Here is a 14,200-nt window from a genome sequence, read left to right on the forward strand (position 1 = left end):
TTAATTTTCCTCTTGTTTAGGTAATGGTAAGCCAATCGCATCTAATGGAATATAATTAAAATAATATTTACATCCAACACTAATAATATAATCTAAAGTATCTTTATAACGAGGATTTTTAAACCAATCTTTATCCAATAAATAAGAATAGCAAACTTCTTTATTTAACGGAGAAAAGAGTTTTTTATATTGTTTTAATTTAAAATCACATGTTTGCAACTTTTCATCTACACTTCCTCCACCACTCTGTGTTTTTTTCTCTATGATATATACAGTATTCTTACTAATAACAAAGATTGCTTCATCAGGCAATAATTTGGCGGATATGATTTTAGTATAATCAAAATCATCAATCTCATCAAAATAGCGATATAGGCCGTCTTTTTGGAAAATCTGTCCAACTTCTTCTCCTAAAAAATCGATTCTCCATCTCATTGGTTTTGAACGTTTTTTCGTTCCTTTGATAATTTTTGCCTTTTCACCCTTCCCCTGTCTCTTTGTATCAAGGTCAATATTTTTAATACTATAACCTGGTTGTTTGGATAAAAATGTAGGGAAATCCGTTTGTATTTCAAAAGCTAAACCTGTTTTAGTGTTTGCTCCTCCAATGCCACCCTTTTTCATTGTGTATATTCCAACCTCTTCTTTGCTATCTTTAAATATTCTTTTTCAGCATCAATGCCTATAAATCTTCTACCTAAGCGTTTAGCAACTACTCCAGTTGTTCCACTTCCTACAAACGGGTCTAAAATATAGTCACCTTCTTTAGTAGAAGCCAAAATTATACGTTCCAATAAATATTCTGGTTTTTGTGTTGGATGCTTGCCAGCCCATTTCTCAGCTTTTTTCGTCAAGGCTCCTGTCCAAACATCTTTCATTTGCTTACCATCATTTAGCTCTTTCATCAAATCGTAATTGTAATAATGACGAGCTTTTTTGTCATTTTTTCTTGCCCATAAAATAGTTTCGGTAGAATGAGTAAAATAACGACAGGATAAATTGGGTGCAGGGTTTGTTTTCTGCCAAGTAATATTATTTAGAATTTTAAAACCTTCTTGCTCTAATGCCATTCCAACTGAGTAAATATTATGCAAACTCCCTGAAATCCACATAGTCCCATTAGGCTTCAAAACTTCTTTTGCTAAACGAATCCATTTGCGGTTGAATTCATGCTTTTCCTCAAATGAAGAAATCTTGTCCCAATCTCCTTTATCAACGGAAACAACTTGTCCCCCCGAATTAGATATCCCACCATTACTTAAAAAATATGGCGGGTCAGCAAAGATCATATCCATACTCTCTGGTTTCATTTTTGACAATAATTTAAACGTATCTGCATGAACAAGAATCATTTTGTCTTTATTATAGTATGGTTTTGTCATTAAAACACCCCCATACTTATATTCGTTAATTTTCATAATTTGTGACTATAATTTCAGAAATTTTTCCTCGACTGGAAGACTTAGCACCATTTGTTCGTGTAGCCTCTACATGATGGATATTAAAATCTTGATATAATTCCTCTACTAAATGACTCGATGAATTTGACAACATTACATAAGCGCCTGCATCACTTAGTCTCCTAAATGTATCTCTTAATCTAACTTGGTCCTCATAAGAAAAACCTTCATGAGTATACGATGTAAAAGCGCTTGTCTCAGATAATGGAATATAAGGAGGATCGAAATAGATAAAATCACCCCCTTGAATATCTAAGAGTGCATCCTCAAAATCGCCTGTTCTAATCTCTATTTGATTGCTATTTAGATAATTTGAAATAGCAAATATTAACTCTTCATCAACAATTTTAGGATTTTTATAGCTACCGTATGGTACATTGAATTGATTTTTAGAATTCACTCGATATAAACCATTGAAATCAACTCTTAACATATATAGAATTCTAGCAGCTCTTTGGACATCAGACATGTTGTTTATTCTATCATCACGATCAGCTGAGCGTAATTGTAAGTAATAATCTTTTGAATTATTTTCCTGATGATACTTCAATATGTCAATTAACTCCCGAGGATTATTCCTAATTTGTTGATAACAATTGATTAACTCAGCATTGTAATCATTAATAACAGCCCTTTCAGGAGCTAAATCAAAAAATAATGCCCCCCCTCCGATAAAAGGTTCATAATAATCATTATACCTTTCAGGCATAAGTTCTTTTATGATAGGTAATAATTGCCTTTTACCACCTGTCCATTTAGTGAATGGTTGTAGAATAACTTTTTTCGTTTGTTCAATATTCATACTTATTATTATACCACATATAAGTAACCATTAGCTTGGTATTTCACTGCTCTTATATATTTCTCTGGAACTTCTTTAACAATTTAAAATGAGTAGGATAATTTTTCCTACTCATTTTTTCTTTTATATCCTCACCTGTCTATCTTCAGACCGTTGTCCTGTGACAAACATGGTGAAGGTTGCTTTGCAGACATTTCGGCCATCTTGGTTGATGATGTCAACATCGACGACACAAGTGGTACGTCCTTGATGGACACATTCTCCTTTGATAGTGAGAACATCCCCTAGATTTCCAGCTTTCAGATAGTTGATGGAAGACTGGAGTGTCACCCCGTCTAATCCTAGCGAAATCACCACAAGACCACTGATTTGGTCACATAGGGTAAAGAGATAGCCTCCATGGGCATTCCCATAGTAGTTGAGTGAGGAGTCCACTACTTTTGTTGTCACCACCACGTGACCGTCTCTCATTTTTTCAATTTCGTAATTTTCAAAGGCAGATATAGCGTCAAAGTGAAAATCTTTCATACGTTCCTCCTGATATTTCAAACGACACTATGATACTACTTTTCAAGACTCTACGCAAGAGAGAAGCACTTATTCGGGCAAAATACCAACCTGCTCCACAAAGCGCATAAAGGCTGCTTGTCCTTCTTCTGTTTGCTTGTAAACTCCTGCATCTTCCAAAACTCGTGCAAATATTTTTCCAACAGACTCTTGGACGATATTAAGAGCTTGAATTTTATCTTTTAAGTCAGGATGGGATTCTTTCAACTCATCTGCCCATTCTTGGTGATAATCCGCAATAGAAACATCCTCTCCGACTAGGTAAGCTGCCACCTGCTCCACTTCTTCCTTCAAGCGTGGTGGCAAGATTGCCAATCCCATAACCTCTATCAAGCCGATATTTTCTTTCTTGATATGTTGGACATCCTTGTGGGGATGATAGATACCATCTGGATGCTCTGGAGATGTTTGATTGTCCCGCAAGACCAAATCCAACTCAAACTGCCCATCTCTTTTACGCGCAATCGGTGTGATAGTGTGATGCGGTGTTCCATTACTTTCCGCCAAGACCTGAACACTTGGATCAGAATACTGACGCCAAGCCAGCAAGATTTTATCCGCAAGGTTAGTCAGCTCGTCTTTTGAATCCGACGTCAATCGAATCACAGACATAGGCCACTGGACAATTCCTGCTTTGACAGTTTCAAAACCTTCAAAGGTAAAGTTTTTCTGAATAGGAGCCACTTCCATTGGGAAAACATGACAACCACCTTGATAATGATCATGGGTCAGGATGGAACCACCCACGATTGGTAAGTCTGCATTCGAACCAGCAAAGTAGCCTGGAAACTGCTCCACAATCGCTAACAAACGTTCAAAACTTTGGCGACTAATAGCCATAGGACGATGTTTTCTGTCTAGGAAAATACAGTGCTCATTAAAGTAAGCGTAAGGCGAATACTGGAAGCCCCACTCCTGCCCAGAAATATCAAAACGAATAATCCGGTGATTGCTTCTAGCGGGATGATTGACACGACCATGGTAGCCTTCATTTTCCATACAGAGCTGACATTGAGGATAGTTACTCGACTTAACCAACTTAGCTGCCGCAATCTCTTTTGGATCCTTTTCAGGCTTAGAGAGATTGATGGTAATCTCTAGTTCACCGTAGTCAGATGGTACACGATAAGCAATGTTCTTTGCGATAGCCTTCAGTTTGATGTAGTCATTCTTCTGACTGAGTTGGTAGAAGTCTGCAATTGCCTGCTCTGGTGACTGGGCATAGGTATTCCAAAATTCACGATTAACCTGACTTGGACAAGGGGTTACCAAGTCCATGAGGTCAGCACCGAGAATCTCACGCGCAGCCTGACTATCTTCAATCGTTCCCAATAGAACGGCTTCCTCGACAAGCTGATCTTTGAGGTCAATCAAATCATCTTGGTCAGTCTCAACTTCAAGAACTCCATCTCCCACCAGTGCTAAAACACGATTGGTCAGATAAATTCGATCCAACTCTTCAAAGCTACTTTCTGCAATGACTTTGGTAACAAATTTTTCTACTAAGGTCACTAGATAACCTCCTTCTGACTATTCAAGAACGCGAGTTCCACCTGCCACTTCAGCGATATAGAAGCTTGGAGCGTAGCCAACGATTTCTTCATAGTGCTTGCCTACAGCTTCCTTAAAGGACTCAACAGCATCCTTTTGAACCAAGGCGATTGCACAACCACCAAAGCCAGCTCCTGTCATACGAGCACCAAGAACACCTTCTTGAGCCCAAGCTGTATGAACAAGGGTATCTAATTCCAAGCCAGTTACTTGGTAATCGTGCTCAAGTGAAACATGAGAAGCATTCATCAAACGACCAAACTTGTCTAAATCTCCTGCTTGAAGAGCCGCTTGCGCTTTAAGGGTACGTTGGTTTTCAAGAACTGCATGACGCGCACGTTTCAAGCGATTTTCGTCTTTGATCAGGTAGCTATATTCATCAAAAGCCCATTCATCCAATTCCCCCAAGGTTTGAATATTCAAGGCCACTTGGAGTTCTTCTACTGCTTTTTCACATTCAGCACGACGTTCATTGTATTTAGAATCCGCAAGTTCACGGCGTTTGTTAGTGTTCATGATAACAACAACATTGTCCTTCAAATCAAGGGGAACCAAGTCGTATTCTAAAGTATTGGTATCAAGGTAAATAGCACGTTGATCTGCCCCCATACCGATAGCAAATTGGTCCATGATACCAGAATTAACCCCAATAAAGTTGTTCTCTGTCAATTTCCCGATTTTTACTAAATCTAAACGATCCAATTTTAGGTCAAAGAGGTATTCTGCCACGACACCTGTCAAAAGCTCTAAGGATGCAGATGAAGACAAACCGGCACCATTTGGGATATTCCCATAGACATAGAAATCAAACCCTTTATCAATCACATGTCCAGCTTCTTGCAAGAAATGAAGGACACCTTTTGGATAGTTGGTCCAGTTGTGCTCTTTCTCAAACTTAAGGTCAACCAGAGGCACTTCGATAATGCCTTTGTCCTCAAAGTTTGCGGAGTAGAAACGCAAAACTTGGTCATCACGCTTGCGTGCTGCTCCATAAGTTCCTAGTGAAATAGCAGCTGGGAAAACATGGCCACCATTATAGTCAGTATGCTCCCCAATCAAGTTGATACGGCCTGGTGAAAAGAAGGTTTGATCTGCTTCGTGACCAAAAACCGCAAGAAAATCCTTGCGAAGTGCATCAGCAGTAAGATGTTGTGTCATATGAATTCTCCTTTGACAATTTGTTAGGTAAAAAAGTTTACCTTGTAATCGTTTTCTTCTATTGTACCCAAGGGTTTTGCTTTGGTCAACATTTTTACCGATATTTTACTAAACTATGAGTAAAAAGATAGAAAAATATGATATAATAACCTAAAAAGGAGGGGAATTATGGCTACACTCAAAGATATTGCTCAGTTAGCCTCTGTCTCAATCGCAACTGTATCCCGTGTCCTCAATCGCGATCAGAGTCTATCTGTCACAGAAGAAACCCGACATCGTATTTTAACTGTCGCTGAAGAACTAGGTTATACCAAACATCTTAAAACAGGCGAAAGTCACAAACTTAAACAAAAGATTGCTATTATCCAGTGGGTCAGCGAACAAGGTGAGTTGGAAGACCTCTACTACTACCAGATTCGACTAGGAATCGAAAATAGGGCACAAGAATTAGATTACGAAATCTTACGCTATTTCAATGATCAACCTTTTACGCTTAGCGAAGAAGTCATTGGAATTCTTTGTATTGGAAAATTTAGCAAAGCACAGATTGCATCATTTGAAGAGTATCAAAAACCTCTAGTTTTTCTAGATAGTGACACCATAGCCTTGGGACACACCTGTGTCATTACAGATTTTAATAATGCTGTTAGACAGGTTGTCGATTACTTTACAGACCACGGGATTAAGAAGATTGGTATCTTATCCGGTCTTGAAACTACTACTGACCAAGAAGAAGTCATCGCAGACAAACGCTTAGGTTACTTTAAATCCTATACACAAGAAAAGGGAATTTATAACGAGAAATTCATTTTCCAAGGACTTTTTACTGCCCAATCTGGATATGACTTGATGAAAGAGGCTATCGAAAAATTAGGAGATAAACTTCCACAAGCCTTTTTTGCAGCTAGTGATAGTTTGGCAATCGGTGCCCTTCGCGCCCTTCAAGAAGCCAGCATCAGCATACCAGAGCGCGTGAGCATTATTTCCTTTAATGATACCATTCTAACCAAGCAAGTGTTCCCACCCCTTTCCAGTATCTCAGTCTACACCGAAGAAATGGGACGTACAGGAATGGATATTTTAAACAGAGAAGTTCTTCATGGGCGTAAAATTCCAAGCCTCACCATGCTTGGAACCAAACTGACGTTAAGAGAAAGCACCTTGCATTAAATACAACTGTTTACAATAGAAAAATCCTAATAAGAGTTCACTCTCTATTAGGATTTTATTTTCTATTCAATCACAATCATAGCTTTAATGGTCTTACGTTCATCCATATCTTTATAGGCTTGATCAATCTCATCTAAGCGATAACTATGAGTGAACACACGACCTGGATTGATGTCTCCATCAAGAACAGCCTTGAGTAAGAACTGTTTGTCATAGGTGGTAACAGAAGCTGCTCCACCTGCTACAGAGATGTTTTGGGCAAAGGTCGAACCAAGAGCACGGTTATTGTAGTGAGGCACACCAACAAATCCTAAGCGCCCTCCATTGTGAAGGACACCTAGGGCTTGATCAACAGCTGCTGCAGTACCGACACATTCAAGGGCAGCATCCGCTCCGCCACCAAGGATTTCACGAACCTTAGCAATACCTTCTTGACCACGTTCTTCAACTACCGCTGTAGCACCGAATTCCATAGCCAGCTTTTGTCGATCTTCATGACGGCTCATGAGGACGATTTGGGAAGCTCCACGCATTTTGGCTGCAATAACAGCACATTGTCCAACTGCCCCATCACCGATTACCACCACTTTGTCACCTGGTTTGACATGAGCAACACGCGCAGCATGGTAGCCCGTCGGCATAACATCTGCCAAAGTCAAGAAGGATTTGAGCATGGCTTCAGTATAATCGGATGGTTGTCCAAGGACTTTTACGAGTGCCCAGTTTGCATATTCAAAACGCATGTACTCTGCCTGCACTCCATCAGACCAGTTGGTTCCAATATGGCGATCGCAAGTTCCATCATAGCCAGCGTGACAGGCATCACACTCGCCACAGCCATGGGTGAAAGGCGCAATGACAAAATCTCCTGGTTTAACCGTTGTAATAGCATCTCCGATTTCTTCGACGATTCCAATAGCTTCGTGACCGCTATTTTGATGCCCCTTTTCAATGTCTGGATTACGGTAGCTCCAGAGGTCTGAACCGCAGACACAGGTACGGACAATCCGGAGAACGACATCATCCGGCGCCTCAATTTGCGGACGCTCCACTTCGACAAGACCAACTTGCCCTGCTTTTGTATAGACTGTTTTCTTCATAAGAACAACCTACTTTCTTTGCTTACTTACCTTTAGTATACACTTTTATGAGTCAAATAGCATGCAAGATGATAGTAAAAGTTTCCACCAAACAAAATTGACTCCTAAGAACTCAATCATCTTATAGATATAATAGTCAGACTAGCTGGTCTCCTTTACTTAGCCTAAAAATGAGATAAATCTTTCAGCTGTTTCTGGTTCTTGATGATCATGAAAGAGTGTACGTCCTTGGTCCAATCCTTCTATGTTCTTCATTTCATCTTCTGTTAACTCAAAGTCAAAAATATCAAAGTTCTCTTGCATCCGTTCTTTACGAACAGACTTAGGAATAACAACCACGTCACTTTGAAGTAAGAAACGTAGAGCTACTTGCGCTACTGATTTGCCATACTTTTCTCCAATTGCCTTCAACAAAGGAGTATTAAAGAAGTCATTTTTTCCTTCCGCAAAAGGCCCCCAATATTCAATCTGGCAATTGTATTTTTCCAAATACTTTTTGGTCTCTTTTTGTTGCTGAAAGACATGGGTTTCTATCTGGTTGACAGCCGGTTTAATTTCCACAAAATGTTGAAGATCAATGAATCGATTAGGCGAAAAGTTAGAGACACCAATAGCCCGAATCTTGCCAGCCTTGTAAGCTTCTTCCATGGCTCTATAAGTTCCATAATAATCACCGAAAGGTTGGTGAACCAACAAAAGGTCAATATAATCTGTTTGAAGCTTTTTCAAGGATTCTTCAATAGAAGCCTTGGCCTTTTCATAACCAGCATTCGAAATCCAAACCTTGGTCGTGATAAAGAATTCTTCCCGTGGAAGACCTGACTCCAAGATAGCTTCCCCAACACCTGCTTCATTGCCATAGATTTGTGCAGTGTCAAAGGAACGATAACCAACCTCGATAGCCTCAAGAACTGCTCGCTTTGTTTCATCTACTGGAGTCTGAAATACTCCAAATCCAAGTTGTGGCATTTTGATATTGTTGTTTAAGGTTTTGTAAAACATATTTTCCCCTACTTCTTTTGATACTTTTAGTTTACACTCAATTTAAAGATTTGTATACTAGCAAATGAAAAATAGCATATATAAGAGGAAAACACAGTATCAACCTTTCCAAAACTTCTCTCTAGTGTTCGTGACCTTTTATGCCCCCAATATCTTCAAGGCAGCGCTTGTGTTGATTATGATTCATTGGACTAGTATCCACTTCAATAGTAATATTGTGAACTCCACTTTGTCTTAATTGACTGCGAATAGCTTCTTTGCATTCTTCCATTCGTGTCAAATCCTCTAAGCATAGATGAACAATTGCATTATTTTCTAGACCATCCATGGACCAAATACTCAGTTGATTGATACTCTTGATATTTTCTAGAGCAAACAACTCCTTTTCCAGTTTACCTGTATCAATACCTTCAGGAACCGCATCGAGAAATATCTTAAGTGTAGACCAAAAACGTGGAATGGCTTTTGACAAGATAAAGAAGGAAATGATAAGTGATAAGAGAGGATCTAAGATATACCAATCCGTAAATCGTAGAATAATTGCCATCAGGATGACTGCTATCCAACCCAGGGTATCTTCCAGAAAATGCAGGCTAAGGATAGACTCATTCTTTGTTTTTCCTTTACGAACCACTAAACTCGCTAGCACATTTATACTAACCGCAATAATTCCAAGCCAGAGGATTCCTTCATCATTGATAGGTTGTGGATGAAATAGTTTCCTTATATTTTCCAAAATGACTAGAGCAGATCCTGTCATGAGAATCACAGCCGTTATCAAAGCTCCTAGAAGGCTAAATCGTTTGTAACCCAAGGTGTAATGACTATCCTCTTCACGATTGGAAATTGTTTCAAGAAAGGCTGATAGCCCAATTGCAATAGCATCTCCTAAGTCATGGACAGAGTCCGCAAGAACAGCACTAGAACCAAATACTCCGCCTGCAATAAACTCAACAATGGCGTAACTCAAATTTAAGAAAAAAGCCAGCCAAATAGCACGTTTTGAACTCATTTTTCCACCTTCCTTTGTTATAATGGGACTAGGAAAATTTTTTTATAAAATTTTCCTAGTCCCACGCCCGTAATGCTGATTAGATGCTCTTCGAGCTAAATAGCGAAAGAAGATCCCAATCAGCTACTGCGTCAAACATATATTTCTATAAATATTCTGAGAAATGAGACTATTATCTCTTCTCTTCATTGTTATTATCCAATAAAATAAAAAGAAAGGATAGGAGCAAACTGTTCGGTTTGTAAGTTACTGAACAATTGATTCAAATTGTCTATATGAGTACTCAAGATCGTCGTATTACCAAGACTCGGAAAGCTATCTATACTGCTTTTTTACAATTACTAAATCAGAAAGATTATGAATCCATCACGGTCCAAGAGATCATCGACCTAGCCAACGTTGGACGTTCAACCTTCTACAGTCATTATGAAAGTAAGGAATTACTCCTAGACGAGCTCTGCCGTTATCTCTTTCATCATCTTTTTGATCGCGAGGAGAATATTAGCATCGAAGCATATTTGACACATATTTTTTTGCATTTTAAGAAAAATCAAGACCATGTCACTAGCCTTCTTTTTTCAAAAAATGACTACTTCCTTCGTCAATTGCAAAAAGAATTGGAACACCATGTTTATCCCATGGTTGCAGAGAACTTGCAAGTTTCCTATCCTAAGATTCCAGCCTCCTACCTCAAACATTTTGTTGTCAGCAATTTTATTGAAACACTGACCTGGTGGTTAAAAAAAGGAAAATCTTATAAGGAAGATCAAGTAGTGAGATTTTACTTAGACGTCATGGAAATGACAAACAAACAAAAATAAATCATCATTATTCTAGCTAGAGAGGAAATCTTATGAACTTCGTTATTATTCTTGCTATTTTTTTAGCCTTCTTACTTCTTGCTTTTCCTCTTCATCATTTATTGGCTAGCCTTTCAGAATTAAGAAAAGGCAGGAATCCCCTAGGAAATCAGCTTCTCCTTATCGGAAGTATCCTTGCTACCTTATCTATCTTCCTCTACTTCTTTGCTACCTTATCTATCTTCTGCTACTTCTTTTTGCCGATTGTCGCACTATCTATTTGGCTGATTGGCTGTGGTTTGATTTGCTACGGAGCCTATTGGAATGACAAACAGAAAGGAACCTTTAAAAAGTCTCACCATATCATCAGAATTACATTTGCTATAGTATTGACACTTATACTAATTTTATTCTAATACAAAAACCCCATCTTATCTAAAAAGAAAGATGGGGTTTATGTTAGTATAAAGTCCATTCTACTTTTATTTTTGAAGAATTCCTTCCTGAACTAGAAAATCACGCGCTACTGTTTCGGCCGACTTGCCTTCCACACCAACCTGATAGTTGAGTTGACTCATTTGGCTTTCTGTAATTTTACCAGCTAATTTATTGAGAACAGCTTCCAATTCTGGATGTTTTTTCAGTAATTCAGCTTTCATCAGTGGCGCTCCTTGATAAGGCGGGAAGAGTTGTTTATCATCCTCCAAAACCACTAAATCATACCGAGCAATTTCAGCATCTGTTGAGTAAGCATCTGTAATTTGAATGTCACCTGACTGGATGGCTTGGTAGCGAAGAGCTGGCTCCATGGTTGCCACATTGAGATTCAACCCATAAGCAGACTGCAAGCCCTTGTTTCCATCCTCACGGTCATTAAACTCCAGAGTAAAACCAGCCTTGAGCTGTCCTTCTACTTTTTTCAAGTCTGAAATCGTCTTAAGCCCATATTCTTGCGCAATTTTTTTGGAAACTGCTATAGCATAAGTATTTTGATAAGCCATGGGTTTAAGAAAGGCTAGTTGATCCTGTTTGGCAATACCATCACGCGCTACTTCATAAACTTCTTCAGAGTCATTGCTCACTTTAGGAGCTGGCTGCAAGAGAGAGCCTGTAATAGTACCTGTAAATTCTGGATAGATATCGATATCACCCTTTTTAAGCGCTTGATAAAGGAAATCTGTCTTCCCAAAGTTAGGCTTGACCGTCACCGTCATATCCGTATTTTCCTCGATGAGAAGTTTATACATATTCATGAGAATCTCAGGTTCAGGCCCCAACTTCCCAGCTATAACCAGATTCTCTTTCTCTTTGTTAGGAATCATGCTTGGAGCATAACTAGCTCCCAAACCAAGCACCATGATAGCAAAGGTGGAAATAATCGTACGCAACTTTGCCTTTTCCAACCATTTGAGAATGACATTAAAGAGAATGGCCAAGATGGCTGATGAGATTGCCCCGATTAAAATCAGACTGGTATTCCGACGATCAATTCCCAAGAGAATAAAGGATCCTAATCCACCAGCTCCCACAAGAGCTGCTAGAGTCGCCGTCCCAATAATCATGACAGTCGCTGTTCGAACTCCCGATACAATAACAGGCATGGCAAGTGGAATTTCAAACTTCTTGAGTCGCTCCCACTTGGTCATCCCAAAAGCAATCCCTGCCTCCTCAAGACTAGGATCAATGCCATTCAGGGCTGTGATTGTATTTTCTAAAATCGGGAAAATAGCGTAAATGACAAGAGCTGTGAGGGCTGGTAAGGTCCCAATCCCCATGAAAGGAATAAAGAGCCCCAACAAGGCCATTGAAGGAATAGTCTGAAAAATACCCGCAACTTGTAGCACCCAAGTCGCTGCTTTTTTGTGACCATTTAGATAAACCGCAAGTGGGATGGTCAGAAAAATAGCGACCAATAAGGTCAAAAGAGATAATTGTAAGTGTTGTCCCAGAGCTGTTACCCATTCACTAAATCGCTCCTGAAAGGTTGAAATGAAATTAGACATGAAGACTACCTCCAAACAAGTTCGCTACAAAGTCTGTCGCAGGGGCTTGTAAAATTGTTTCAGGTTCTGCGACCTGGCGAATTTCTCCATCCTGTAAAACAGCAATTCGATCCCCTAATTTTAAAGCCTCATCCGTATCATGAGTAACGAAAATGGTCGTCATACCGAACTCCTTGTGCAAGTCTTTGGTGAGAGCTTGCAACTGCTTGCGAGATATAGCATCCAAAGCTGAGAAGGGCTCATCCATCAGCAAGATTTTTGGTTCCCCAATAATGGCCCGTACAATCCCAATCCGTTGTTGCTCCCCACCAGATAACTCGCTTGGTAAACGATGAGCATAATCTGTAGCAGGTAGACCAACCTTGTTCAAGAGTTCTTCTGTTTTAGAGGCGATTTGTTCCTTTCTCCAACCCTTCATCTCAGGAATCAATGCTATATTCTCAGCGACAGTTAGATTTGGAAAGAGAGCAATGGCCTGAAGGACATAGCCGGTACTGAGACGTAACTCCCGTTCATCATAATCCTTGATCCGTTTTCCGTCCATATAGATATTGCCATCAGTCGGCTCCAAAAGACGGTTAATCATCTTGATCATGGTGGTTTTTCCAGATCCTGAAGGGCCTACCAAGACCATAAATTCTCCATTTTTAATGCGGAGATTGACATCTTTTAAAATGTCCTTATCCGTGTAGCGCAAGGCTACATGTTTGTATTCAATCATGTTCTTCCTCTATAAGTTTTCTATCTCTAAGAGTATCCAATAGGCTACTTGCCGGATGCCCTAGGACTTTTTCGATATCTGTTGAAACCCCAGCTTGTTCCCCAACTTTGATAGCTGTATAAGTGCTGACCCAGGCATCGTACTCCCAAGTTTGTGCTGGCCATTTTTTCCGTGACTCATAAGCTTCTTCTACTGTTTCATCCACATACGCGATGGCCTTACCGGTCTCTTTTGAGAGAAGCGCTACGATTTCTTCCATGGAAAGATCCTCTGGCCCTGTCAAATTCAAAGTTTGATTTTCCCACTCCTTAGGATTTAAAAGAATCTCTGCTGCAACCCTAGATGTGTCCTTACGGGCAACAGCTGACAGAAGACCACTGCCGGCCGGACCACGAATCTCTCCATTTTCAAGCGCCATATCAATCAGGAAGTCCAAGTAAAAATTATCTCTCAAAAAAGTGTAGGTGAATCCTAACTCCTTGATATAGGCTTCCGTCTGGGCATGATCTCGAGACAAGGTGAAAGTTGCCTTCTCATCTGCCCCATAAAAGGAGGTATAGACGATATGCTCTACTCCTGCTAGCTTTGCAGCATCTAAAAAGTCCTTGTGTTCCTTGACACGCTCTGGATTTTCCCGAGCAGAAACCATTAACAAGATATCGATAGCCTTTAAAGCCTCAACCACTTCTGGAGTATTGGTATACGACATTCTACGTATTTCCGCAGACGCGTAAACCTTAGCACGCTCTGGATTTCGTGCTAGATGGACGGAAGCGATTCCTTTTTTATCGATAAGATCAGCCACATAAGAACCTAATTTCCCTGTTACCCCCGTAATACCAATCATAACTGTT

General features: G+C 39.7%; 15 protein-coding genes. 3 read left to right on the plus strand and 12 right to left on the minus strand.

The features are described from left to right. The 6 genes from ACORHT_RS08015 to ACORHT_RS08040 form a co-directional block, all read right to left on the minus strand. The gene (locus tag ACORHT_RS08015; RefSeq protein WP_247912901.1) at positions 1 to 624 is read right to left on the minus strand and encodes a hypothetical protein; all 624 of its coding nucleotides are present in this window, start codon (positions 622 to 624) and stop codon (positions 1 to 3) included. Beyond that, positions 621 to 1,382 carry a DNA-methyltransferase gene (locus ACORHT_RS08020; protein WP_434350836.1) on the minus strand — a complete coding sequence of 254 codons (762 nt, stop codon included), beginning with the start codon at positions 1,380 to 1,382 and terminating at the stop codon, positions 621 to 623. The genes ACORHT_RS08015 and ACORHT_RS08020 overlap by 4 nt, the downstream gene beginning before the upstream one ends. Before the next feature lie 25 nt (positions 1,383 to 1,407). After that, a complete protein-coding gene (locus ACORHT_RS08025) occupies positions 1,408 to 2,262 on the minus strand; it encodes a DNA adenine methylase (RefSeq protein ID WP_434349982.1) in 855 nt (284 codons plus the stop codon). 123 nt (positions 2,263 to 2,385) lie between these two features. Then, complete coding sequence (locus ACORHT_RS08030; RefSeq protein WP_006152721.1) at positions 2,386 to 2,790, minus strand: PaaI family thioesterase; 405 nt, start codon at positions 2,788 to 2,790, stop codon at positions 2,386 to 2,388. 69 nt (positions 2,791 to 2,859) lie between these two features. Further along, positions 2,860 to 4,341, minus strand: a complete 1,482-nt coding sequence (locus ACORHT_RS08035) for a UDP-glucose--hexose-1-phosphate uridylyltransferase (RefSeq protein ID WP_434349983.1) — start codon at positions 4,339 to 4,341, stop codon at positions 2,860 to 2,862. An 18-nt stretch (positions 4,342 to 4,359) separates the two neighbouring features. After that, complete coding sequence (locus ACORHT_RS08040) at positions 4,360 to 5,538, minus strand: galactokinase (RefSeq protein ID WP_434349984.1); 1,179 nt, start codon at positions 5,536 to 5,538, stop codon at positions 4,360 to 4,362. Positions 5,539 to 5,706: 168 nt separating this feature from the next. Here ACORHT_RS08040 and ACORHT_RS08045 point away from each other — a divergent pair, with 168 nt between their 5' ends. After that, on the plus strand, positions 5,707 to 6,708 hold the full coding sequence (locus ACORHT_RS08045) for a LacI family DNA-binding transcriptional regulator (RefSeq protein ID WP_434349985.1): 1,002 nt from the start codon (positions 5,707 to 5,709) through the stop codon (positions 6,706 to 6,708). Between the two features lie 62 nt (positions 6,709 to 6,770). Here the strand turns inward: ACORHT_RS08045 and ACORHT_RS08050 are convergent, their stop codons facing one another. The 3 genes from ACORHT_RS08050 to ACORHT_RS08060 form a co-directional block, all read right to left on the minus strand. Then, positions 6,771 to 7,808 (minus strand): zinc-binding dehydrogenase, encoded by a 1,038-nt coding sequence (locus ACORHT_RS08050; RefSeq protein ID WP_414316594.1) that lies wholly within the window; start codon positions 7,806 to 7,808, stop codon positions 6,771 to 6,773. Between the two features lie 159 nt (positions 7,809 to 7,967). Continuing rightward, entirely contained in the window at positions 7,968 to 8,810 is an 843-nt protein-coding gene (locus ACORHT_RS08055) for an aldo/keto reductase (protein ID WP_434349986.1), read from the minus strand. A 121-nt stretch (positions 8,811 to 8,931) separates the two neighbouring features. After that, positions 8,932 to 9,822 carry a cation diffusion facilitator family transporter gene (locus ACORHT_RS08060; protein ID WP_434349987.1) on the minus strand — a complete coding sequence of 297 codons (891 nt, stop codon included), beginning with the start codon at positions 9,820 to 9,822 and terminating at the stop codon, positions 8,932 to 8,934. A gap of 275 nt (positions 9,823 to 10,097) precedes the next feature. On the opposite strand from ACORHT_RS08060, the gene ACORHT_RS08065 reads away from it, so the two are divergent. Together ACORHT_RS08065 and ACORHT_RS08070 are read left to right on the plus strand one after the other, a co-directional pair. Further along, complete coding sequence (locus ACORHT_RS08065) at positions 10,098 to 10,643, plus strand: TetR/AcrR family transcriptional regulator (RefSeq protein ID WP_414316591.1); 546 nt, start codon at positions 10,098 to 10,100, stop codon at positions 10,641 to 10,643. Positions 10,644 to 10,675: 32 nt separating this feature from the next. Next, entirely contained in the window at positions 10,676 to 11,038 is a 363-nt protein-coding gene (locus tag ACORHT_RS08070) for a glucuronide permease (protein WP_414316590.1), read from the plus strand. A gap of 66 nt (positions 11,039 to 11,104) precedes the next feature. Here the strand turns inward: ACORHT_RS08070 and ACORHT_RS08075 are convergent, their stop codons facing one another. The 3 genes from ACORHT_RS08075 to ACORHT_RS08085 are packed head-to-tail and all read right to left on the minus strand — an operon-like array spanning position 11,105 to position 14,193. Then, a complete protein-coding gene (locus tag ACORHT_RS08075) occupies positions 11,105 to 12,625 on the minus strand; it encodes an ABC transporter permease/substrate-binding protein (RefSeq protein ID WP_414316589.1) in 1,521 nt (506 codons plus the stop codon). Continuing rightward, positions 12,618 to 13,346, minus strand: coding sequence for an ATP-binding cassette domain-containing protein (locus ACORHT_RS08080; RefSeq protein ID WP_434349988.1), 729 nt, complete (start codon positions 13,344 to 13,346; stop codon positions 12,618 to 12,620). The genes ACORHT_RS08075 and ACORHT_RS08080 overlap by 8 nt, the downstream gene beginning before the upstream one ends. Next, the gene (locus ACORHT_RS08085; protein ID WP_434349989.1) at positions 13,339 to 14,193 is read right to left on the minus strand and encodes an SDR family oxidoreductase; all 855 of its coding nucleotides are present in this window, start codon (positions 14,191 to 14,193) and stop codon (positions 13,339 to 13,341) included. Before ACORHT_RS08085 ends, ACORHT_RS08080 begins: the two co-directional genes overlap by 8 nt. Positions 14,194 to 14,200: the final 7 nt, after the last annotated feature.

This window comes from Streptococcus sp. KHUD_014, assembly GCF_051106275.1.
Classification (GTDB): domain Bacteria; phylum Bacillota; class Bacilli; order Lactobacillales; family Streptococcaceae; genus Streptococcus.